At 67.4% G+C, this 23087-nt stretch carries 21 protein-coding genes and 1 pseudogene; 7 read left to right on the top strand and 15 right to left on the bottom strand.

Translation table 11 applies throughout. The features are described from left to right. Positions 1–15 precede the first annotated feature (15 nt). A pseudogene (locus ACGLHR_RS00630) lies at positions 16–992 on the bottom strand (DMT family transporter). 202 nt (positions 993–1194) lie between these two features. On the opposite strand from ACGLHR_RS00630, the gene dapC reads away from it, so the two are divergent. The 6 genes from dapC to prmB all read left to right on the top strand — a co-directional run bounded on the left by dapC (position 1195) and on the right by prmB (position 6553). Then, complete coding sequence (gene dapC, locus ACGLHR_RS00625; RefSeq protein WP_400091310.1) at positions 1195–2412, top strand: succinyldiaminopimelate transaminase; 1218 nt, start codon at positions 1195–1197, stop codon at positions 2410–2412. A 78-nt stretch (positions 2413–2490) separates the two neighbouring features. Then, positions 2491–3318: a 2,3,4,5-tetrahydropyridine-2,6-dicarboxylate N-succinyltransferase gene (dapD, locus tag ACGLHR_RS00620; RefSeq protein WP_267603361.1), complete on the top strand. Its 828-nt coding sequence runs from the start codon at positions 2491–2493 to the stop codon at positions 3316–3318. Positions 3319–3494: 176 nt separating this feature from the next. Next, positions 3495–3854, top strand: a complete 360-nt coding sequence (locus ACGLHR_RS00615; RefSeq protein WP_267606426.1) for a hypothetical protein — start codon at positions 3495–3497, stop codon at positions 3852–3854. A gap of 38 nt (positions 3855–3892) precedes the next feature. Then, positions 3893–4240, top strand: a complete 348-nt coding sequence (locus ACGLHR_RS00610; protein ID WP_267603363.1) for an arsenate reductase — start codon at positions 3893–3895, stop codon at positions 4238–4240. A gap of 242 nt (positions 4241–4482) precedes the next feature. After that, entirely contained in the window at positions 4483–5634 is a 1152-nt protein-coding gene (dapE, locus tag ACGLHR_RS00605) for a succinyl-diaminopimelate desuccinylase (RefSeq protein ID WP_318231936.1), read from the top strand. A 25-nt stretch (positions 5635–5659) separates the two neighbouring features. Beyond that, positions 5660–6553 (top strand): 50S ribosomal protein L3 N(5)-glutamine methyltransferase, encoded by an 894-nt coding sequence (gene prmB / locus ACGLHR_RS00600; RefSeq protein WP_400091269.1) that lies wholly within the window; start codon positions 5660–5662, stop codon positions 6551–6553. Positions 6554–6646: 93 nt separating this feature from the next. Here prmB and ACGLHR_RS00595 read toward each other — a convergent pair whose 3' ends face one another. The 10 genes from ACGLHR_RS00595 to ACGLHR_RS00550 all read right to left on the bottom strand — a co-directional run bounded on the left by ACGLHR_RS00595 (position 6647) and on the right by ACGLHR_RS00550 (position 18258). Further along, a complete protein-coding gene (locus ACGLHR_RS00595; RefSeq protein WP_400091267.1) occupies positions 6647–7726 on the bottom strand; it encodes a M14 family metallopeptidase in 1080 nt (359 codons plus the stop codon). Between the two features lie 95 nt (positions 7727–7821). Further along, on the bottom strand, positions 7822–8229 hold the full coding sequence (locus tag ACGLHR_RS00590; RefSeq protein ID WP_400091266.1) for a hypothetical protein: 408 nt from the start codon (positions 8227–8229) through the stop codon (positions 7822–7824). A 544-nt stretch (positions 8230–8773) separates the two neighbouring features. Beyond that, on the bottom strand, positions 8774–9586 hold the full coding sequence (locus ACGLHR_RS00585; RefSeq protein WP_400091264.1) for a M55 family metallopeptidase: 813 nt from the start codon (positions 9584–9586) through the stop codon (positions 8774–8776). Positions 9587–9597: 11 nt separating this feature from the next. Beyond that, positions 9598–10686: a P1 family peptidase gene (locus ACGLHR_RS00580; RefSeq protein WP_400091263.1), complete on the bottom strand. Its 1089-nt coding sequence runs from the start codon at positions 10684–10686 to the stop codon at positions 9598–9600. 13 nt (positions 10687–10699) lie between these two features. Beyond that, positions 10700–11617 (bottom strand): glutathione ABC transporter permease GsiD, encoded by a 918-nt coding sequence (gene gsiD / locus ACGLHR_RS00575; RefSeq protein WP_267603372.1) that lies wholly within the window; start codon positions 11615–11617, stop codon positions 10700–10702. 11 nt (positions 11618–11628) lie between these two features. Next, complete coding sequence (gene gsiC, locus ACGLHR_RS00570; RefSeq protein WP_400091261.1) at positions 11629–12549, bottom strand: glutathione ABC transporter permease GsiC; 921 nt, start codon at positions 12547–12549, stop codon at positions 11629–11631. Positions 12550–12703: 154 nt separating this feature from the next. Further along, positions 12704–14257 carry a glutathione ABC transporter substrate-binding protein GsiB gene (gene gsiB / locus ACGLHR_RS00565; protein WP_400091260.1) on the bottom strand — a complete coding sequence of 518 codons (1554 nt, stop codon included), beginning with the start codon at positions 14255–14257 and terminating at the stop codon, positions 12704–12706. Between the two features lie 62 nt (positions 14258–14319). Beyond that, complete coding sequence (locus tag ACGLHR_RS00560; RefSeq protein ID WP_400091258.1) at positions 14320–16209, bottom strand: dipeptide ABC transporter ATP-binding protein; 1890 nt, start codon at positions 16207–16209, stop codon at positions 14320–14322. A 91-nt stretch (positions 16210–16300) separates the two neighbouring features. After that, positions 16301–17254 (bottom strand): isoaspartyl peptidase/L-asparaginase family protein, encoded by a 954-nt coding sequence (locus tag ACGLHR_RS00555; protein ID WP_267603380.1) that lies wholly within the window; start codon positions 17252–17254, stop codon positions 16301–16303. A 5-nt stretch (positions 17255–17259) separates the two neighbouring features. Continuing rightward, entirely contained in the window at positions 17260–18258 is a 999-nt protein-coding gene (locus ACGLHR_RS00550) for a MurR/RpiR family transcriptional regulator (protein WP_400091309.1), read from the bottom strand. A 303-nt stretch (positions 18259–18561) separates the two neighbouring features. Between ACGLHR_RS00550 and ACGLHR_RS00545 the strand changes: the two genes are divergently transcribed. Continuing rightward, positions 18562–20508: an ATP-binding cassette domain-containing protein gene (locus ACGLHR_RS00545; protein ID WP_400091257.1), complete on the top strand. Its 1947-nt coding sequence runs from the start codon at positions 18562–18564 to the stop codon at positions 20506–20508. Positions 20509–20606: 98 nt separating this feature from the next. Here ACGLHR_RS00545 and ACGLHR_RS00540 read toward each other — a convergent pair whose 3' ends face one another. From ACGLHR_RS00540 to ACGLHR_RS00525, 4 genes are all read right to left on the bottom strand, one after another. Then, on the bottom strand, positions 20607–21092 hold the full coding sequence (locus tag ACGLHR_RS00540) for a disulfide bond formation protein B (RefSeq protein ID WP_183031231.1): 486 nt from the start codon (positions 21090–21092) through the stop codon (positions 20607–20609). Between the two features lie 165 nt (positions 21093–21257). Then, positions 21258–21794 carry a DUF2867 domain-containing protein gene (locus ACGLHR_RS00535; RefSeq protein ID WP_400091255.1) on the bottom strand — a complete coding sequence of 179 codons (537 nt, stop codon included), beginning with the start codon at positions 21792–21794 and terminating at the stop codon, positions 21258–21260. A 68-nt stretch (positions 21795–21862) separates the two neighbouring features. Beyond that, positions 21863–22474 carry a GNAT family N-acetyltransferase gene (locus tag ACGLHR_RS00530; RefSeq protein WP_400091253.1) on the bottom strand — a complete coding sequence of 204 codons (612 nt, stop codon included), beginning with the start codon at positions 22472–22474 and terminating at the stop codon, positions 21863–21865. A gap of 24 nt (positions 22475–22498) precedes the next feature. Beyond that, positions 22499–23080: a hypothetical protein gene (locus ACGLHR_RS00525; RefSeq protein WP_400091251.1), complete on the bottom strand. Its 582-nt coding sequence runs from the start codon at positions 23078–23080 to the stop codon at positions 22499–22501. Positions 23081–23087: the final 7 nt, after the last annotated feature.

Genomic DNA, 23087 nt, shown 5'->3' with positions numbered 1-23087 from the left:
AAGGCCGAGCGCCAGCTATTGCGGCTGCAGCGCCTGGTCCGCACCGGGCGCGGCGTCGGCACGACGTACCCTGGTGCGGTGCACCAGCCCCGATAAGGCGCCAGCCGCCACGATGCAAAGGCCGCCGGCGGCCTCTTTCCAGCTCAGCGTCTCGGTCGCCAGCCACCACGACGACACCGCCGCAATCACGATCTCGAACAGCATCAGCAGCGATACCCGGTTGGCCGGCAGCCGCTGCAGCCCGTACTGGACCACCGAATTGCTCAGCACCAACGTGGCGGCGAGACCCAGCATCAACGCCAGGCCGCCCCAGCCGGTCAGCTGCGCAAGCGCCACGCCGCCCGGCTCCAGCAACAGCGCGCACGGCAGGCCGACAGCCGTGCAGCCCAGGTAGACCATCACGGTGCGCAGGCGCGCATCCATCTCCGGATAAAGTTGCCCGGCCCGGCGCGACAGCACATTGTTGACGGCAAACCCCATGCCGCCGATCAGGCCGGACCATTCCGCCGCGCGCGTGGGCAACGGCAGGCCCACTTCCGGCGTCCACAGCATCAGCCCCGCGCCAAACAGCGCAAGCACCACCAGCAGCAAGCCGGGCGCCGACAGCTTCTCGCCCAGGAAGACGCGGGCGAACAAGGCCGTCCAGACCGGCGTCAGGTAGAACAGCAGCAACACTCGCATCACGTGTCCGTTGACGCTGCCCCACACAAAGCCGGCGTTGGTCACGCCGGCCGCCAGCCCGATCGCCACGAACAGCCACGACCAGCGCAGGCCGCCCAGGTGGCGGGCGAAGGCCACCAAGGCAATCAGCGCGGCCATGGCGCTCACCAGCGCGGCCGCCGTCTGCCGCCCAGGCCCCAGCCGGCCAGCACCCGGTAGGGAAACCAGGCGATGCCCCAGACTGAAGCACCCAGCAGGATGGACAAAGTGGATCTGAAGGCATGCGGGTCGGCCGCGGCCGACGCGGTGGAAGCTGGAGGCAGATTGCTCATGGGAAAACGGTTAAGGCTGCCGGTCGGGCAGCCAGTCAGTATTGGGTATCGGAAAATCACCGCGGGACACTCGGGGGCAATCGGAGACAATCGGGCACAGCCGGGGCGGCGCGCCACCAGGGCCTTGACGGCACGCGGGAATGCCCGGCAATCCTTTATAATGACCGGCTTTGAGCTTGGCCCATCCGGCCTGAACCTGATCGTGAATCCCCGCCTCGACCTGCTCCAGCCCTATCCGTTCGAGAAACTGCGCGTGCTGCTGGCTGACGTCAAACCGAATGGCGCGCTGCCCGCGATCAGCTTCGGCATCGGCGAACCCAAGCACCCCACGCCCGAGTTCATCAAGACGGCGCTGTCGAATGCACTGCAGGGACTGGCGAATTATCCCACAACGGCCGGATCCGATGCACTACGACAGTGCATGGCCGCGTGGCTCCAGCGCCGCTACAACCTGCCAGCTGTCAACGCCGCCACCCAGGTGCTGCCGGTGACCGGCTCGCGCGAGGCGCTGTTTGCCTTCGCCCAGACCGTGGTCGACGCCAGCCAGCCTGGCGCGCTGGTGCTGTGCCCCAACCCGTTCTACCAGATCTACGAAGGCGCGGCCCTGCTGGCCGGCGCCACCCCGGTGTTCGCTAACAGCGACCCGACGCGCAACTTTGCGCCCGCCTTCGATCGCATCCCCGCCGAGACCTGGGCCAAGGTGCAACTGGTCTTCGTGTGCTCTCCGGGCAACCCGACCGGCGCCGTGCTGTCGCTGGAAGACTGGCGCGAACTGTTCGCGCTGTCCGACCGCCATGGCTTCGTGATCGCCTCGGACGAGTGCTACTCGGAGATCTACTTCAAGGAAGGCGAGCCGCCGCTGGGCGCGCTGGAAGCGGCGCACAAGCTGGGCCGCGCCGAGGGCGCCCATCCCTTCGAGCGCCTGGTGATGTTCTCCAGCCTGTCCAAGCGCTCCAATGTGCCGGGCCTGCGCTCGGGCTTCGTGGCGGGAGACGCCGCCCTGCTGAAGAAATTCCTGCTATACCGTACCTATCACGGCGGCGCCATGAACCCGGCGGTGCAGACCGCCAGCGTGGCGGCCTGGAACGACGAGGCCCATGTGCGCGACAATCGCGCCGCCTACGTGCGCAAGTTTGCCGAGGTCACGCCGATGCTGGCCGAGGTGCTGGGCGTGGCGCTGCCTGATGCCGGCTTCTACCTGTGGGCGGATGTCTCGCGCACCGGCCTGTCGGACACCGAGTTTGCCGCGCGGCTGCTGGCCGAGCAGAACGTCACCGTGCTGCCGGGCAGCTACCTGGCGCGCGAGGCCGACGGCATCAACCCGGGCGCCAACCGCGTGCGCATGGCGCTGGTGGCCACGCCCGAGGAATGCCTGGAAGGCGCGCGCCGCATCGTCGCCTTCTGCAAATCGCTGGGCTGAAACCGGAGGACGCGGGCGACGCGCACCGCACACACCGTATTTTGTTGTAGACAACGATCAACCACTGAAAACACGCATATGACGCAAGCACTGCAAGCCCTGATCGACCAGGCATGGGAAGACCGCGCAAGCCTCTCGCCCAAGTCCGCCCCCAACGACATCCGCGAAGCCGTGGCCAACGTGATCGGCCAGCTCGACACCGGCGCCCTGCGCGTGGCCCAGAAGCAAGGCAAGGAATGGATCGTCAACCAGTGGATCAAGAAGGCCGTGCTGCTGTCGTTCCGCCTGGAAGACAATGCGCCGATGTCCGCTGGCGGCTTCGCCCAGTTCTACGACAAGGTGCCGACCAAGTTCGCCAACTGGACCGCTGACGACTTCGCCAAGGGCGGCTTCCGCGTGGTGCCCCCGGCGGTAGCCCGCCGCGGCTCGTTCATCGCCAAGAACGCCGTGCTGATGCCCTCGTACGTCAACATCGGCGCCTACGTCGATGAAGGCACCATGGTCGACACCTGGGCCACCGTCGGCTCGTGCGCCCAGATCGGCAAGAACGTCCACCTGTCCGGCGGCGTCGGCATTGGCGGCGTGCTCGAGCCGCTGCAGGCCAACCCGGTCATCATCGAAGACAACTGCTTCATCGGCGCGCGCTCGGAAGTGGTCGAAGGCGTGATCGTGGAAGAAAACTCGGTGATCTCGATGGGCGTGTACCTCGGCCAGTCGACCAAGATCTATGACCGCGAAACCGGCGAGATCCACTACGGCCGCGTGCCGGCTGGCTCGGTGGTGGTGGCGGGCAACCTGCCCTCCAAGGATGGCAAGTACAGCCTGTACTGCGCCGTGATCGTCAAGAAGGTGGACGCGCAAACCCGCGCCAAGACCAGCCTGAACGACCTGCTGCGCGGCGACTGATCTCGCCCGCCGCATCGAGGGGAGCGCCCCTGGCCCGGAACCGCGCGCGTGCGCGGCCGGTCTGAACCGGAATGCCGGATCAGAACGCTAACGCTCCCCTTTCCCCGCTCTCCAACGGTTCCCGCTCAATGGATACCGCCGCCGGCCGCCGCTGGCCCGCCCTTCGCAAGCGACTCATGGCCCTGGACCCGACCACTGTCACCACCGTTCTCTCGCTGCTGCCCACGATCCTCGAACAGGCCAACAAGACCATCGAGAAGATCAAGAAGGGCAAGCGCCGCGATGGCAGCACGGACATGCCAGGCCCGGACACGCGCGACCCTGCCGCACGCATCGCGGATCTCGAAAACGCCGCCATGCAGCAGGCCGAGGCCGTCAAGCTGCTGGCCGAGCAACATGCCATCACCATCGAGGCCCTGCGCCGCGAGGCCGCACGGCTGGATCGCCGGTTGCGCCTGATGACAGGCGTGGCCATGGCCGGTTTCGCGCTTGGCCTCGCCGGCCTGGTGGTCGCCCTCAACCTTTTGCTGCGCTAGCCAGACCGGCCGGCCCTCTCGTTTCTCCGCTCATCGCCATGACTGTCCTGCTCTACGGCATTCCCAACTGCGATACCGTCAAGAAAGCCCGTACCTGGCTCGAATCCAACGGTGTGGACTACACCTTCCACGATTTCAAGAAGCAAGGCGTGGACGAAGCCATGCTGCGCGGCTGGCTCGCGCATGTGCCGCTCACTACCCTGCTCAACCGCAAGGGCACCACCTGGCGCGCGCTGTCCGATGCGGACAAGGCGCTTGCGGAACAGGATGCCGGCGCGATTCTCCTGATGCAGCAAAGCCCTTCGCTGATCAAGCGGCCAGTGCTGGCCCACAAGGGCAGCGTCAGCGTGGGGTTTTCGCCGGATAATTACGCCAGCTTGTTTTAGAGCCCTGAAGCGCCGGCCGAAGCCGGCAGGATGCGCCAGCGCCGCTTGCGGTGCCCGACGGTTGTTACTCCCTCTCCCCCGGCCCCTCTCCCGCTCTCGCGGGAGAGGGGAGTAAACCAGCGGACGTCCCGAGCGACGCAGGCGTCCCGGCGAACGGCAGAAAACCGGGCAGCTCTTCGACAGGCCAAAGCCCGCATGCAACTGCCCCATAGCTAAGTCCCTTGGACCTATTGATTCCTCTCATGACCGCCACCCTCGCCCTCACCGAAGACCTGATCCGCCGCCGCTCCGTCACGCCCGCCGATGAAGGCTGCCAGGCCGTGCTGGAAACCCGCCTGAAGGCGCTCGGCTTCGCCTGCGAAGCCATCGTCAGCGGCCCGGACGATTTCCGCGTGACCAACCTGTGGGCCGTCAAGCGCGGCACGCGTGGCCAGGAGGGCAAGCTGCTGGCCTTTGCCGGCCATACCGACGTGGTGCCCACCGGCCCGCTGGAGCAATGGGGCTCCGACCCCTTCCTGCCCAGCCACCGCGACGGCAAGCTGTATGGCCGTGGCGCCGCCGACATGAAGACCTCGATCGCCGGCTTCGTGGTGGCGGTGGAAGAATTCGTCAAGGCTCACCCGGACCACGCCGGCTCGATCGCCTTCCTGATCACCAGCGACGAAGAAGGTCCCGCGCATGACGGCACCGTCAAGGTGGTCGAAGCGCTCAAGGCACGCGGCGAGCGGCTCGACTACTGCGTCGTGGGCGAGCCCACCTCGGTCGACACGCTGGGCGACATGGTCAAGAACGGCCGCCGCGGCTCGCTCTCCGGCAAGCTCACCGTGAAGGGCGTGCAGGGCCATATCGCCTACCCGCACCTGGCCAAGAACCCCATCCACCTGGCAGCGCCCGCGCTGACCGACCTGGTGAACGAACGCTGGGACGAAGGCAACGAGTATTTCCCCGCCACCAGCTGGCAGATGTCGAATATCCACGGCGGCACCGGCGCCACCAACGTGATCCCGGGCCATGTCACCATCGATTTCAACTTCCGCTTCTCCACCGCCAGCACGCCCGACGGCCTGAAGGCGCGCGTGCATGCCATCCTGGACCGCCACCAGCTCGACTACGACCTGGACTGGACCCTGGGCGGCGAGCCCTTCCTGACCGCGCGCGGCGACCTGTCCGAAGCGCTGGCCGGCGCCATCGCAGCGCAGACGGGCGTCAAGACCGAGCTGTCCACCACCGGCGGCACCTCCGATGGCCGCTTCATCGCCAAGATCTGCCCGCAAGTGATCGAGTTCGGGCCGCCCAACGCGAGCATCCACAAGATCGACGAGCACGTGGAAGTGCGCTTTATCGAACCCCTCAAAAACATCTACCGCGGCGTGCTGGAACGCCTGATCGCCTGATCGCCGCGGACAAAAGAAAGACCACATGGCCACCTCCTCCCCCCTGCGCACCGTGCGCGACCTGCTGCGCTTCGCGGTCTCGCGCTTCACCCAAGCCAAGCTGTCTTTTGGCCACGGCAGCGCCAATGCCTACGACGAAGCCGCGTACCTGACGCTGCATACGCTGCACCTGCCGCTGGACACGCTCGACCCGTTCCTCGACGCCCGCCTGCTGCCCGAAGAAGTGGATGCCGTGTTGCAGGTCATCGAGCGCCGCGTCACCGAGCGCGTGCCGGCGGCCTACATCACCAACGAGGCCTTCATGCACGGCCTGCGCTTCTACGTGGACTCGCGCGTGATCGTGCCGCGCAGCTTCGTTGGCGAACTGCTGCATGAAGGGCTGGAACCCTGGGTAGGCGACAGCGCCGAGATCGGCCCGGTGCTGGAGTTGTGCACCGGCTCCGGCTGCTTGCCGATCATCGCCGCGCACGTCTGGCCGAAGGCCCGTATCGACGCAGTCGATATTTCGCCGGACGCACTGGCCGTGGCTCGCCGTAATGTGGCGGACTACAAGATGGAAGACCGCATCAGCCTGTACGAGGGCGATCTGTACGCACCGCTGCCCGCCGGCGCCAAATACGATGTGATCCTCACCAACCCGCCTTACGTCAACGAAACCTCCATGCAAGCGCTGCCGGCCGAATACCAGGCCGAGCCGCGCATCGCACTGGCCGGTGGCGATGACGGCATGGACGTGGTCCGCCGCATCATTGCCGGCGCCAAGGCACACCTGAATCCGGGTGGCGCGCTGGTGGTGGAGATCGGCAACGAGCACGCCAATGTGCAAGCCGCGTTCCCCGATCTGGAGATCGTCTGGTTGCCGGTCAGCGCCGGCGAGGAGCAGGTGTTCCTGCTGACGTACGAGGCACTCCCGGGCTGAAGCCATCAGCCTGGCTTGCGAGCGTGACAAGGGCCGGAATCTCCGGCCCTTGTGCTTTTCGTCCAGGATGATTGACGCCGGCCGCGGCTTGCTCTACCAGAGCGCCAGCGCCTTCACCGTCGCCTCGCGCACCTGCTCCACCACGCTCTCGCGCCAGTCGTCGGCATCGCCGTAGAACGCATGCCACATCGCCTGCCGGATCAGGTTGCGTTGCCCTTCGTCCGCCTCGGGATGCAGATGCAGCCAGTGGTCGCCGCGCAGCGCATCCAGCACCTCCGTGACCGGCACCGTGCCGAACTCGAGCGCGATGCCGCTGTAGTCCAGCGCCGGCAAGGTTTCCGGCGCCGCCACCCACGCCATGCCATTGAGATTGGCCGAGGCAGACGAGCCGTCGTAGATCGACGTGACATTGCGGCCCCAGATGGCACGCACCCTATTGATATGCTCCGCATGGTCCGGCCCCATGTAGATCGGCTCCCCGTAGCCCCACGGCCCCAGGCCGGTGTGTACGTCAATCCAGCGCAGGGCCTCGCGCCCGGCGCCGAAGCGCGCCAGGATGCGGCGCAGCGTGTAGTTGCTCCATGTCGCCTTGTTGCCACCGAAGAACAGCCCTTGCGGTGCCTGGTACTGGCCGGCGCTCACCGCCGCCTGGTACCAGGGCAAGCCCTTCTCGGCCACCGCCTTCATCAGCGCGGCCTGGTCGGCCTCGGAGGGCGGCCAGTGCTCGGGCAGCAGCATGGGCGCCACCTCGGCATACGGCGCGTTGTCGGGCAGCGGCTGGGTGAAATCCATGAAATTGCGGTTGAGGTCAACGTTGTCCTCGTTGACACGCCGCATATGCGAGAAGCCATAGGGATTGACCGCGTGCACCAGCAGCAGCGCCACGCCGGCGCCGGCGCACGCCTGCAGCAGATCCGTGTCGCCCAGCATGGCAACCTGCGCCCCGGAGCCGCAGAACCCTTCCACGCCGTGCATGCCGGAGGTCACCATGAGCATGCGCCTGGCCTCTGCATCGCCCACCCAGGCGACATCCATGGCGAGTTCCTCGTCGGCGCAGCCGCGCTTGGTGGGATGGGGGAAATCGGTCAGGGTGCCGCCGGCAGCCTGGGCCGCGTCACGGAATTTCTGCCGGGCTTCGGCATAACTGCGGGAAAAGCTGGTGTGCAAGGACATGACAGCAGATTTCGCGCTCGGCGAGGAGTAGGGGTGCCGCTATTAAACGCCAACTTGCCGGGTATTGCCATCCGAAGCCGCCCGAAGCCGGGTAGCTAGCTTTTGCCGGCCTTGCCGCCCTTGGCATCCACCGGCGCCACCTCACGCAGCAACAGGGAGCGGAACGCATGCGGATGCATCTGGATGCCTGCCGCGGCGATCTGGGCGGCGGACAACACCAGGTGGCGCGCCAGCCAGTCATGGATGCTGCGCAGGAAGCGGCGCTGCTCGACGCGGTTGGACTCCTGGATCGCGCGCTCCAGCTTGACGTGCGCGGTATAGACATCGAGCAGGTTGATGGTCTTGAGCTTGGGCGGGGTGGTTGCGCTGCGCTCGATGGCGAGGATGCGCTTGACCTGGGCATCCGGCAGCTCGCCGGTTTCCAGGTAGGACTGATACACCTCTTCGAGGGCAGGAAAACGCACGGTGGGCTGGACGCGCGGCACGCTGGCCACCTTCTCCATGCGCAGCACCAGGTAGCGGATGGCCGACGCGCGCCGCAGCGCGGCGTCGCTGGCCTTGCTTTGGCGGCCGGGCCGGTGGCCTCGAACGCCTCGTTGTCCGGCGCGGTCACCTCGGGCACGGGCACGGGCTGGCCGGCGTCCCGCTCGGTGTAGTCCGGCACCAGGTACAACAGGCCCGGCTCAGCGAGCACGGCCCGCGCGCAGGCCTCGCCAAAGGGGTGCTCGTGGCCTTGCCCGTCACGCAGGATAAAGGCCTGGCCGTTGCCGAAGCCGTGGTGCCGTCCACGGCCGACCTGCTGCCGGCAGCGCGTGCCGGGTTCGACAAAATCCTTGCGTACGGGAGTCCAGCTCCCGTCGTTGACTGCGATCATGAATCTGCTTGTGCCTGCCGTGATGAGTGCTGCAAAGTGGCTTGCGGCGCCGTCGGCGCCTGCCACCCGCTATTGTCCACCATGCGGCCAGCAACCGCACAACCGGGCACAACCAGCCACGACAGGCCAGGCCAGGCCAGGCCTGGCCTGGCCTGGCCTGGCCTGGCCGCAGCCTACTTCAGCATGAACGACATCGCCGACAAGCAGTTCAGCATGCGCACGGTCGCCTGCACCGAGGCGGCATCGAACGCCAGCGTCACGCCATCCACGCGCTCCAGCGCGGGCCACTGGCAGAACAGGTCGGCATAGGCCGGGCCCTGGGTCTGCAGTTGGCAGCGGATCGGGCCGCTGATGTTCAGGGCTTGCCCACCCTGCTCGCGCACGGCCTGCTCGGCCGCCGCGGCAATTGCCTCGAGCGCCGCGGCGGGCGACAGCGTGGTGCCGCTGCCCTGACCGCCCGCTTCCTTGGTCTGGACGTAGCGCGCCCAGGGCATCAACGGGCGGGTTTCACCCACGAAGACATCGTCGCCGCTGGCCATCAGCACCGGCACGCCGAATTCCCCCGCCAGCGCGCCGTAGATCCCGGCCTCGCCCAGTTCCTGGCCGTTGAGCCAGATGCGGGCGAACGCGCCGCTGTTGATGGTGTGGGCCAGGATGCCGCGGCTCTGCGCGCGGCCGTGGTAGCCGACCATGAAAACGCCGTCGCAGCCGGGCACGCCGGCCATCATGCCGAGGTAGCGCGGCTTGCCGAGCACCAGGCGCGCGCGCGGATCGAGCAGGTCGGGCAACAGGTTGCGGAAGCCGCCGTGCGAGTCGTTGACCAGCACGTCGGTGGCGCCGCCGGCGAAGGCGCCTTGCACCGCGGCGTTGGCCTCGGCCGTCATCCAGGCGCGGGCGCGTTCGTACTCGCCGTTGCCGGCGCGGGTCTGCTCGGCGTGGAAGACGCCGGCCACGCCTTCGATGTCGGTAGAAATCAGGATCTTCATGCGGTGGGGAGTCAGTTCGTCTGGGGCAATGCATGACGCGCGAGCCGCTGCGGCAGCTCGGGCATCAGCTCGCGCAGTGCAACGCGCTGGTGGCCATCGCGGCCGTGCACGGTCTCGGCCTGCCACAGCGCATGCAGGATGGCCTGCTCGACGCTGTCGGCGGCGGCGTGGAAGAGCGCGTCGAGGCGCGTTTCGTGCAGCATCGCCAGCGCCGGCATGGGCGCGTCGGCCAGCTGCGGCACGGTGTAAGCGGTAGAAAAAGCGAGCGCGATATCGCCCGAGCCGTGGCCGAACACCGAGCCGGTGCGCGCCAGGCCCGCGCCCGCGCGCAGCGACAGCCGGCGCAGCTGGCGCGCGTCGAGCGGCGCGTCGGTGGCAACGATCATGATGATCGAGCCCTTCTCCGGGCCGGACTCCAACTGCGGCGCCTGCGCGTGCGCCTGCAGCCGCTCGGCCAGCAAGCCGCCAACGCGCGTGCCGGCCGCGGTGAAGGTGGGCAAGGTGCCAAAGTTGGACTGCACCAGCACGCCCACATGGTATTCGCCCACCTGGCGCGAGGCGGAGCCGATGCCGCCTTTCAGCCCGAACGATGACATCCCGCGCCCCGCCCCGACCGCGCCCTGCGCGAACGCCGTGCCGGCCGCGGCGCAGGCATCCGCGTAATGCGCTTGCTGCACGGCCATCGCCTGGATGTCGTTCAGGTAGCCGTCATTGCACTCGAACACCAATGGATTGACGGTGGGCCAGGCGCGGCCGATCTCCGGGTTGGCCGCAATGGCCTGCCGGATCTGCGCCTGCGCCAGCGCCCCCACGGCAAAGGTGTTGCTCAGCGCGATGGGCGTCTCCAGCACGCCGAGCTCTTCCACCTGCACCAGGCCCACGCTCTTGCCAAAGCCGTTGAGCACCGTGGCAGCGGCTGGCACCTTGTCGGTGAACAGGTTGCCGGCGTGCGGCAGCACCACCGTCACGCCGGTCTGGCAGGCGCCCTCGGCCAGCGTGCAGTGGCCCACCGCAACGCCGGGCACGTCGGTGATGCTGTTGCGCGCGCCGGCCGCCAGCGCGCCGATATGCGGCATGGCTTCAGACATGTGATGCGACATGTGATGCCGCCCCTTAGCGCCGGTCGATCTTCGGATCGAGCGCGTCGCGCAGGCCGTCGCCCAGCAGGTTGAAGGCCAGCACGGTGAGGAAGATCGCCAGGCTGGGGAAGATCGCCACATGCGGCGCGGTCACCATGTCCGCGCGCGCCTCGTTGAGCATCGCGCCCCACTCCGGGGTGGGCGGCTGCGCGCCCAGGCCCAGGAAGGACAAGCTGGCGGCGGTGATGATCGAGGTGCCGATGCGCATCGAGAAGTACACCACGATGGACGAGATGGTGCCTGGCAGGATGTGGCGCATCAGGATGGTGAAGTCGGACGCGCCGATGCTGCGCGCGGCTTCCACATAGGTCAGGCGCTTGAGCATCAGCGTATTGCCGCGCACCAGGCGGGCAAAGGCCGGGATGCTGAACACCGCCACCGCGAAGATCACGTTGGTCATGCCGTTGCCGAGGATGGCCACGATGCCGATCGCCAGCAGGATGCCAGGGAAGGCAAACAGCACGTCGGAGATGCGCATCACGATGCGGTCCCACCAGCCTTCGTAGTAGCCGGCCAGCAGTCCGAGCACGGTGCCGACGATGGCGCCGATGATCACCGAGAAGAAGCCTGCCGCCAGCGAGATGCGGGCACCGGCCAGGATGCGGCTGAAGATATCGCGCCCGAGCGAATCGACGCCGAACCAGTGCGCGGCGGAGGGGCCGGCATTGAGCGCGTCGTAGTCGAAGAAGTTCTCCGGATCGTAAGGCACCAGGTGCGGGGCGAGGACCGCCACCGCCACCAGCAGCAGCACGAACACGCCGGCGCCCAGCGCCAGGTGCTGCTTGCGGAATTTGCGCCAGAACTCGGTCCAGGGCGTGCGCACGGCTTCTTGCGCGGCGGCTGCGGCGGCAACGGCGGGCTCGCCATTGGCGGGCGTGGATAGCTGGGTCATGCCGGCCTCACTTACTTGTAACGAATGGCGGGGTTGATGACGGTGTACAGCACGTCGACCACCAGGTTGATCAGGATGAACTCGAGCGAGAACAGCAGCACCTCGGCCTGGATGACCGGATAGTCGCGCATCTCGACCGCGTCTACCAGCAGGCGTCCGAGGCCAGGCCAGTTGAATACCTTTTCCACCACGATCGAGCCGCCCAGCAAGAAGCCGAACTGCAGGCCCATCATGGTCACCACCGGAATCATGGCGTTGCGCAGGCAGTGCTTGGCCACCACCAGGAACTCGCCCACGCCTTTGGCGCGCGCGGTCCGCACGAAATCTTCATTCAGCACCTCGACGAAGGAGGCGCGGGTAAAACGCGCCATCACGGCGGCCACCGCGGCGCCCAGCGTGATCGACGGCAGGATGTAGTGCTTCCAGGTATCGGCGCCGATCGACGGCAGCCAGCCCAGCTGCACCGAGAACACTTCCATCAGCAGCATGCCGAGCGCAAAGGCGGGAAACGAAATGCCGGACACCGCCAGCGTCATGCCGAAGCGATCGGGCCAGCGATTGCGCCACACGGCCGAGCTGATCCCGATCACCATGCCGAAAATGACCGCCCACACCATCGAGGCCAGCGTCAGGTACAGGGTCGGCTTGAAGCGGTCGCCGATTTCCTCGCTGACCGCACGCTTGGTGCGCAGCGAATTGCCAAACTCCCAGCGCAAGGCGTTCGAGAAGAAATGCACGAACTGCTCGGGCAGCGGCTTGTCCAGGCCGAGATCGCGGCGCACCAGCTCCACCGTGGTCTGGTCGGCCTCGGGGCCGGCCGCGAGCCGGGCGGGGTCGCCCGGCAACAGGTGGACGAACAGGAACACCAGCACTGCCACGATCAGCAATGTGGGGATCACGCCCAGGAATCGTTTGAGAAAGTAATTCAGCATGAAGCACCGGATGATTAAAGACCGCGGGCCGCCCGCCCTGCCCCCGCGACTGCGGGCAGACGGCCGTGCACGGCTTACTGCGCTGTACCGCTAAGCGATGACTGACCGCGTGGCACCGCTCTGATGGGACGTGCCTCGCGTCAAGCCAATGCGCTTACTGCTTGATGTCGATGTCGTCGAAGCTGAACGAGCCGTCGGGCATCACGTAGGCGCCGGTCAGGCGCTTGGCGCGCGCGAACAGCACCTTCTCGGTCACCAGGAACGCCCAGGGTGCATCCTTCCAGATCTGCTCCTGCGCATCCTTGTACAGACGTGCCTTCTCGCCACGGTCGGTGGTGCGCAAGGCACCGGCGATGTCCGCATCGACCTGGTCATTCTTGTAGTACGCCGTGTTCAGCAGCTTGGGCGGCATCGATTCGGAGGCCAGCAGCGGACGCAGGGCCCAATCGGACTCGCCGGTCGACGACGACCAGCCCACGTAGTACATGCGCACGCCGGCGTCTTCCGGCTTCTGCACGCTCTCGACCTTCTCGACGCGCTGGCCGGCTTCGAGCGCTTGCACGGTCGCCTTGATGCCGACCTGCTGCAGCTGCTGCTGCACGAACTGGATCACCTTCTGCGCGGTAGTGTGGTTGTATGCGGACCACAGCGTGGTCTCGAAGCCGTTCGGGTAGCCGGCTTCCTTGAGCAGCGCACGCGCCTTGGCCGGGTCATACGGCCACGGGCCCAGCTTCTCGGCATAGTCCACGCCTGCGGGCACCACGCCGTCCATCGGCGTGGCATAGGTGGCGAACGCCACCTTGGCCAGCGCTTCCTTGTTGATGGCGTAGTTGATGGCCTGGCGCACCTTGGGGTCGTTGAACGGCTTGACCATGGTGTTCATGCTCAGGTAGCGCTGGATGATCGACGGCGAGGCGATCAGGTCCACCTTGGCACTGCCCTTGAGCACGGCCGCCTGCTCGAACGGAATGCTGAAGGCGAAGTCCGCTTCGCCGGTCTGCATGATGGCGGCGCGGGTGTTGTTGTCCACCACCGGCTTCCAGGTGATGGTGTCGATCTTGGGATAGCCGGTCTTCCAGAAACCGGCAAACTTCTTACCCTTCAGGTGATCGGGCTGCTTCCACTCCACGAACTCGAACGGGCCAGTGCCGACCGGATGGAAGGCGATGTCCTTGCCGTACTTCTGCAGCGCGGCGGGCGAGATCATCACGGCGGACGGGTGGGCCAGCACGTTGATGAAGGGCGAGAACGGCTCCTTCAGGGTGACCTTGACGGTGTTGGGGTCGATCACGTCGGTCTTGGCCACTCGGTTGAACAGCGTGTAGCGCTTGAGCTTGTTGGCCGGGTTGGTTACGCGGTCGAAGTTGGCCTTGACGGCGGCGGCATCGAAGGTGGTGCCGTCGTGGAACTTCACGTTCTTCTTGAGCTTGATGGTGTACGTCAGGCCATCCTTGCTGGCTTCATAGCTCTCGGCCAGCACGTTGACCAGCTTCATGTCCTTGTCGAAGCCGAACAGGCCTTGGTAGAAGGACTTGGCGGCGGCTTGCGACAGCGTGTCGTTGGCGTCGTACGGGTCGAGCGTGGTGAAGGTGGAGTACACCGCCATCACGGCGTCCTTGGCGGCAAAGGCGGGACCTGCGCCGAGCGCGGCCAGGGCCAGGCCACCGGCGATCAGCTTGGAAGGGGCCAGACGAAAACGGGTCATCATCGATTCTCCTTGGGGTTGCGTCGGTTCATTACGTCGGTTCATGCGTCGGTTCATGCGTCGGCTCAGTAGGCGCCGCCGATGGCGTGCCGTGCTACAAAATGATGGGAAGCGGCGTTGCCGCCGACCGCCACCAGGGGCTGCACCAGCGGCTCGTCGCCAAGCGCGCGGATCGGGCTGGGCATCTCCTCCAGGAGCGGCTCGCGCTTGAGGTGGCGGCGCGCCGGATCGGCGATCGGCACCGCCGACATCAGCTTTTTGGTGTACGCGTGCTGCGGGTTTTCAAAGATGGCGCGGCGCGGGCCGATCTCGACGATCTGGCCCAGGTACATCACCGCCACGCGGTGGCTCACGCGCTCCACCACCGCCATGTCGTGCGAGATGAACAGGAATGCAATGCCCATCTCGCGCTGCAGGTCCAGCATCAGGTTGACGATCTGCGCCTGGATGGAAACGTCGAGCGCGGAAACCGATTCATCGGCAACCACCACCTTCGGGTTCAGGGCGAGGGCGCGCGCGATGCAGATGCGCTGGCGCTGGCCGCCCGAGAACTCATGCGGGTAGCGCGACGCGTGCGCGGCCGATAAGCCCACCTTTTCCAGCAGCCAGGCCACGCGCTGCTCGGCCTCCTTGCCGCTGGCCACCTTGTGCACCAGCAGCGGCTCCATGATCGAGTAGCCCACCGGCACGCGCGGGTCTAGCGAGGCGAACGGGTCCTGGAAGATGAACTGGATATTGCGGCGCAGGGTCTGCAGCGCACTGCCGTGCATATGGCTAATGTCCTGGCCATTGAACTCGATGCTCCCGCTCTGGCTGTCGACCAGGCGCAGCAGCGAGCGGCCGGTGGTGGATTTGCCGCAGCCGGATTCGCCCACCAGCGCCAGCGTCTCGCCGGGGTATAGGTCAAAGCTCACGCGCTCCACCGCATGCACGCGGCGCGCCACGCGGCCCAGCAGGCCGCCGGGCACGTCGAAGCGGGTCACCAGGTCACGCACGCGCAGGATCGGCGAGGCGTCCACCGCCACCGTGTCCTGCGGCACCGTCGCCACCGGCTCGCCCTGGTCCAGCTGCACCAGCGGGAACTTGGCCGGCCAGTCGGTGCCGCGCATGGCGCCCAGCTTGGGCACCGCGGACAGCAGCGCGTGGGTGTAGGGATGCGCGGGCTTGCCGAAAACTTGCTCGGAGGTGCCCTCCTCGACCTTCTCGCCTCGGTACATCACCAGCACGCGGTCGGCCACTTCGGCCACCACGCCCATGTCGTGGGTGATGAACACCACGGCCATGTCCATCTCGGACTGCAGGTTGCGGATCAGTTGCAGGATCTCGGCCTGGATGGTGACGTCGAGCGCCGTGGTGGGCTCGTCGGCGATCAGCAGCGCCGGCTTGCACGACAGCGCCATGGCGATCATCACGCGCTGGCGCATGCCGCCGGAGAGCTGGTGCGGGAAGCGGTCCAGCACGCGGCGCGCCTCGGGAATGCGCACGATCTCCAGCATGCGCAGGGCCTCGGCGCGCGCCTGGGCGCGGCTCTTGCCCTGGTGCAGGCGGATCGATTCGGCAATCTGCTCACCCACCGGGAATACCGGGTTGAGCGAGGTCATCGGCTCCTGGAAGATCATCGCCACGTCGCTGCCGCGCACGCGGCGCATGGCGGCGCCATCGGCGGTGGCGAGATCGAGCACCTGGCCATTGCGCCTGCGCAGCGCCATGCTGCCGGTGGCGATCTTGCCGCCGCCGTGTTCCACCAGGCGCATCAGCGCGAGCGAGGTCACCGACTTGCCCGAGCCCGATTCGCCCACCACGGCTAGCGTCTCGCCACGATCGACGTGGAAGGACAAGTTGCGCACGGCTTCCACCGTGCGCTCCGAGGTGGAGAAACGCACGGTGAGATCGTTGACGGCTACCACGCGTTGCGGTGGCAGGACGATGGTCGACTGGGAAGAGGATGCAGCCACTGGGCCCCCTTAGTGCCTAGGTTGATGCTTCGCTTGATGCGTGTTTGGTGCGTGCTTGCTGTGCGGATGCCGCCGTCGTGCTCGCGCGCGCTCAGCCGTAGATCCACACATTGACCGGCTCGCCCACCCGGGCGAAACCGCGGTACATGCCTTCGGTATTGAACGGCAGCGTGACGTTGCCTTCGCGGTCCACGGCGATCAGGCCGCCGCGGCCTTCGATGGCGGGCAGCTTTTCCATCACCACGCGGCGTGCGGCTTCTTCCAGCGGCACGCCCGCATAGCGCATCTGCGCCGCCACGTCGTACGCGGCCACGGTGCGGATGAACATTTCGCCGGTGCCGGTGGCGGACACCGCCGCCACGTCGTCGGCAAAGCAGCCGGCGCCGACGATGGGCGTATCGCCCACGCGGCCCACCTGCTTGTTGGTCACGCCGCCGGTGGAAGTCGCCGCGGCCAGGCGCCCCTGCGCATCGACCGCCACCGCGCCTACCGTGCCGAACTTGGTGTCCGGGTCGATGGGCTCGGCGGCCAGCGTAGCGGCGTCGTGGTCCAGCAGGGTCATGCTGCTGGCGGCGCGCGCGCGTTCCCACTGATCGGTGCGCGCCTGCGTGAAGTAATAGTCGGGCGTCACCAGTTCCAGGCCCTGGGCCTCGGCAAAGGCTTCCGCGCCTTCGCCGGCGAACAGCACGTGCTGGCTTTTCTCCATCACCGCGCGCGCAGCCAGCACCGGGTTGCGCAGGCGCTTGACGCAGGCCACCGCGCCGGCGCCCAGCGTGGCGCCGTCCATGATCGCGGCGTCCAGCTCGTAGGTGCCGGCGTGGGTCAGCACCGAGCCGCGGCCGGCGTTGAACAGCGGGCAATCCTCCAGCAGGCGCACAGCCTCGGTGACGGCATCTAGCGCGCTGCCGCCGTCGGCCAGCACGCGCTGGCCGGCTTCAAGCACGGCGCTCAGCGCGGCGGTATATTCGGCTTCCTTGGCGGCGTTCATGGCGGCACGGGTGATGGTGCCGGCGCCGCCGTGGATAGCAATGACTGGGGTGTTCATGAGGTTCACGATGCGTTCGGGGAAGATTTCTTGCGGCGTGGCGAGGCCGCCTTGGGGCGGCCATTGGCCGCTTCGTCGTGGCGCTGCTCACGCCCTTGTCCCGGCGGCACGCCGTGCAGCCACGGCAGCAGGAAGTCGGTCATCTCGGCGGCGGCCTTGACGGCATGCGCGGCGCGATACGCCACCGCGCCGCACAGCGCCTCGATAAAGGCCAGCACGGCCGCATCCGAATTGGCCGAGAGCTGGCGCCCGGTGTGGGCGTACAGCGCGATATCGGCCAGCGGCGCCAGTGGCGAAGTGGGCCCGTCGGTCAGCGCCAGGATGCGGGCGCCATGCGAGCGGGCACGCTTGGCGATGGTCACGGTGTCAAACACATAGCGCGGGAAGCCGATCACGATCAGCAGGTCGCGCGGCTGCAGCTTGAACAACTGGCGCGCCGCGGTGGACGCGCCGCCCGCGCCCGAGACCGAGATCACGGTGCGGCAAGACATGTCCAGCCCATGCTGCAGCAGCCCGGCCAGGAAGCCGCTGGCGCCGAAGCCCACCACAAAGATGCGTTCGGCCGCCAGGATGGCCTCCACCGCGCGCTCGCAGGTCTCGGCATCGAGCGCGCGGCGCGAGGCTTCGAGGTTGCGCACGTCCTCTTCCAGCGACGCGGCAAACACCTCGGCCACCGTGGCAGGACGCGCCAGTTCGGTGCGTAATTTCTCAACTGGTGCAAGCGTGGCCTCGAAGCCGCGCACCAGTTCGGCGCGGAACTGCGGGAAGCCTTCGAAGCCCAGCGCATGCGCGAAGCGGTTCGCGGTGGCGACCGACACCGCCGCGGCATCGGCGAATTCGTCGATGCGCATGGTGGCGGCGCGGAACGGATTGCCCAGCACGTACTCCGCCATGCGCTGGTGCGCCGGCGTGAGCGTGGGCAAGGCGCGGGCGATGCGCTCCGAGATTGAAGCACTGCCGTTGTTGCCGTTGTTGCCGGAGGAGCCGTTGGTACCGTTGGTCATGGCGCGGGGGGTGGGTTGGTCGGAGACGCGCGCGGCGGGAAACATCGTTTTCATCCGGCGCGCATCCATGTAAATAAATTTACACGCAAAGCCTATGCCATGAAAATAGAGTTTTACCAGCCCAAGGGTTTTCACCTAGTAACGGAGGCAACGAAGACGGCCATGCGCCATGCGCCGCGCGTTCCGGAGGCGCTGCCATGCGAAGCGGCTACAATGCCGGGTTGCCCCGTGCCATGCCGGGGCCGGTTAGAGCAACAAAGCAACCGCCCCAGACCCGCAGCCTTCTTCAGCCTTTCCCCTCCCGTGATCCGAATCGACCAGCTAGTCCTCCAGCGCGGCACCAAGGTGCTGTTCGACCACACCAGCGTGACGCTGAACCCCGGCGAGCGCGTCGGCCTTGTCGGTGCAAACGGCAGTGGCAAGTCGACGCTGTTTGCCATGCTGCGCGGCGAGTTGCAGGCGGACGGCGGCGACGTGGCCATCCCGCCGCAGTGGCGTACTGCCCACGTGGCGCAGGAAACCCCCGCGGTGATGCGCAGCGCGGTGGAGTACACCATCGACGGCGATACCCGGCTGCGCGACATCGAAGCGCGCATTGCAGCCGCCCAGGCGAGCGGCGACGGCAGTGCCGAGGGCGAAGCCCACGCTGCCTTTGCCGATGCCGACGGCTACACGGCGCCGGCGCGCGCGGAGGCCCTGCTGCTGGGGCTGGGCTTTACGCTGGCGCAGGTGTCGCAGCCGGTGGCCTCGTTCTCCGGCGGCTGGCGCATGCGGCTGAACCTGGCGCAGGCGCTGATGTGCCCATCCGACCTGCTGCTGCTCGATGAGCCCACCAACCACTTGGACCTGGACGCCATCGTCTGGCTGGAAGACTGGCTGGCGCGCTATCCGGGCACGCTGGTGATGATTTCCCACGATCGCGAATTCCTCGACGCGATCTGCAATGTCACGGTGCATATCGAGAACCAGCAGCTGCGCCGCTACGGCGGCAACTACAGCCAGTTCGAGACGCTGCGCCTGCAGCAGATGGCGCTGCAGCAGTCCGCCTACTCGCGCCAGCAGAAGGAAATCGCCCACCTCGAGTCCTTCATCACCCGCTTCAAGGCCAAGGCCAGCAAGGCACGCCAGGCGCAGAGCCGGGTCAAGGCGCTGGAGAAGATGGAACGGCTGGCACCGGTGCATATCGCCGCGGGCTTTGCCTTCGAATTCCGCGAGCCGGATTCGGCGCCCAACCCGATGATGGTGCTCGAACGCGTGGACTGCGGCTATCCCGCTCCCGCGCCGGACGCGCCGCCCGTGACCATCCTGCACAACCTCACGCTGTCGATCCAGACCGGCCAGCGCATCGGCCTGCTGGGCGCCAATGGCCAGGGCAAGTCAACGCTGGTCAAGACGCTGGCCGCCTCGCAGGAAGCGCTGGCCGGCACGCTGCGCCAGGGCAAGGGCCTGCAGATCGGCTACTTTGCCCAGCACCAGCTGGAAACGCTGCGCGACCACGAGTCCCCGCTGCAGCACCTGGCCCGGCTCGCGCCGGACACCCGTGAGCAGGAGCTGCGCGACTTCCTCGGCAGCTTCAACTTCCGCGGCGAAATGGCCACCGCACCGATCGAGCCGTTCTCCGGCGGCGAGAAGGCCCGCCTGGCGCTATCGCTGATCGTCTGGCAGAAGCCCAACCTGCTGCTGCTGGATGAGCCGACCAACCACCTGGACCTCGATACCCGCGAGGCCCTCACCATGGCGCTGGCGCAGTTCGAAGGCACGCTGATCGTGGTCTCGCACGACCGGCACCTGCTGCGCGCCACCACCGACCAGTTCCTGCTGGTGGCCGACGGCACCATCCAGCCCTTCGACGGCGACCTGGACGACTACCGCGACTGGCTGCTCAAGCAAGCCGCGGCCAAGCGCAACGCGGCGAGCGCGACCCACACGCAAGAAGACGGCGACACGCCGGCCGCCGCCACCGCCAACCGGCGCGACCAGCGCCGCGCCGAGGCCGACGAGCGCCAGCGCCTGACGCAGTTGCGCAAGCCGCTGACCAAGGAACTGGAAAAGGTGGAAAAGCGCATGGCCGTGCTGCAGCAGGCCAAGAGCGAGATCGACACGTTCATGGCCGACGAGGCCAGCTACGCGGAGGCCAACAAGGCCAAGCTGATGGAGATGCTCAAGCGCCAGGGCGAGGTCGGCGGCGAGCTGGACGCGCTGGAGGAGCGCTGGCTGGAACTGCAGGAGCAGATCGAGCTGATCGTCTGATTGGTCTGATCGTGTAATCGCGTGAAGGGTGCCGGGGGCGCCAGCCCCCGGGATGCACGTGCCGGCAGCAGCCGGCAGCGGCAGGCAGGCCGGGCAGATCAGCGGTAGTTCTTCTCGCGCCGGATCATGCCCACCGCCAGGGTGGCGGTCAGGATGAACAGCCAGATCAGCGACCAGGCCGGGATCGACAGGCCGAAGATCGGGGGCAGCGGCGTGGTGCACATGCCGTCCGAGTAGAACACCTGCGGCAATATCTTGGCCGTGGGCAACTGGTTGACCCAGTTCTCCAGCGGATCGATGCCGCAGCTGGCCTTGGGGTTGAGCAGCAGCGACACGTGATAGCCCGCCACCGCGATGCCGGCCACGCCGGACAACATGCCCAGGCCCTGCCACAGGCTGCGCGTGTTCTGCGCAATGGCGGCCAGCAGCGAGAACAGGCCGATGCCGACGAAGGCAAAGCGCTGCATCACGCAGAGCGGGCAAGGCTGGTAGCCCTCCACATGCTGCAGGTAGAGGGCGTAGCCGACCAGGCCGAACGAAATCGCGGCGATCAGCAAAAAGAAACTACGGGAATTGGCTTGCATGGCTCACTAGCAAAAAAGGGCCGGACGACATTCGCCGACGCGCAATACGAGGCACATTATTACCGATTTTGCGAAAGATGCCCGCGCAATCCCGCGCGATGGGCTCGCCGCCGCTTGCGGCGGATTGACGCAGGCCGCCATACCGCCGCCGCGCGCTGCCCTGGCTCAGGCGCCCGCGCCTATGCCGCCCATCGTGGCAGGCACGATGCGCCGGTGCAAGGGCGCCACGAACAACATGTACACGCGCCCCAGCGCATTGCGGTTGTGCACTACCGTGGACACCGCCACCGAGGGCTGGCCGCCGGCCGCCGGCTCGGGCGGATCCAGCTTGCATATGGACAGCTTCACCTCCAGGTGCTTGTCCGCGTCGCCGAGCACCACCTCGCGCTCGGACAGCGCGAGCAGCGAGAAGATGCCTACGCGATCGCCCACGCGGTAGGCGCTGGCCGGCTTGCCGGCATCGACGTCGCCGAGGTTGCCCAGGTCCTTCAGCCCTAGCAACGCCACCACGCGGTTGCGCAGCGTCATCAGGCAAGTCACCCAGGCCGGCGTGCGCGAGACCATGTCCAGATAGATTTCCAGCGCGGATTGCCCCGCATCGGCCAGGCCCACGCGATAGGCGTCGAAAAAGTCGGCGCTGGCCAGGCTGGGCGCGAGCAAACTGGAGGCGGGTACGTCGATGACGGTGACAGGCTGGCGCATGGCTCGCGTGGCGTGGACGGATGACGGGGCCCAGTATAGCGGCCAGCCAGGCGCCAAGCGCGTGGCCTTCAGGGTGCGCGCACGTCGCCGGGCAAGCCGCGCCAGCGCTGCGCCGGCAAACGGTACAGCCAGTGCTGGCGCAGCGGGCTGCCCGGCGCAACGGCCGGGTGCTCGAAGGTGCCGTCCGCCACCATGCCCAGCCGCTCCATCACGGCCCGCGAACGGGCGTTGGGCAGCGCGGTGAACGAGACGATTTCCGCCAGCGCCAGTTGCTCGAAGCCAAAGCGCAGCGCGGCCTGCGCCGCCTCCAACGCATAGCCCTGCCCCCAGTACGCCTGCGCCAGGCGCCAGCCGGTTTCCACGCAGGGGGAGAACGGCAAGGCCCACGCGGGCTCGTTGAGGCCGACCATACCGACAAATGCCTCATCGTCCTTGCGCTCGACCGCCCACAGGCCCCAGCCACGGCCGGCGATCAGCGCCTGGCAGCGCAGCGCCATGGCGTCGCTGGCCGCGCGGTCCAGCGGCGCGGGGAAACACGCCATCACCACCGGATCGGCGTTGAGCGCGGCAAAGGGCGCGAAATCCGCCGCACGCCACTGGCGCAGGCGCAGCCGTGCGGTTTCCAGCACGACCGGCTCATCGCCAGCCGCACCTGCCGCCGAAGTGCGTTGATCGCGCATGGTGACGTTTCTCCTGGGCCAGTGTCAGCGCACGGCGGCGCCCTGCTCCGCCCGGCTGCGCTCGTAGGCTTTGAGTGCCTGCGCGTCCGTGTGGCTGACAAATTCGCAGATCAGCAGCGTCTTGCCCGGCAGCGCAGCACTTTCGCGCGCCACGATGGATACCGTGCCGAGATCCGGCTTGGGCTGCTGGCCGGCCGGCAGTGCACGGGCGAAGCCCTTGGTGGCGGTGCCCAGCAACGTGGAAGCCTCCGGCTTGAGCTGGTAGCGCGCGGCCAGCGCATCGGCCTGCTGGCCCTGCACCAGCACACCCACCGACGTCCCCGCGAATACCACCTCATCGCTATCGAAGCCGTCCTTCCCGATGGGCCGCGGCAGCTTGTAGATGGCGGCGCCTAACTTGGACATGTCCGCCTTGGCGAGCTTCTCGGCGGCGTCGTAGATCGCGGTGGCGGATTTGGTCGTATAGGGCGGCTTGCACAGCGCCGCGTCAAAGAACGCCTTGGTGGCATCGGCAGGAGCAGCGGCGGCGGACAGCGACAGCAGCGTGGCGCCGCAGCCGATCGCGGCTAGCACGCCAGCGTGAAGGCGGACATTGAAAGTGCGCATGGATGAA

Origin of the sequence: Cupriavidus sp. CuC1 (assembly GCF_044627735.1) — a bacterium.
GTDB classification, from domain to species: Bacteria; Pseudomonadota; Gammaproteobacteria; order Burkholderiales; family Burkholderiaceae; genus Cupriavidus; species Cupriavidus ulmosensis.
Note: the sequence above shows the minus strand (reverse complement) of the source record. Positions and strands in the feature narration are given on the sequence as shown.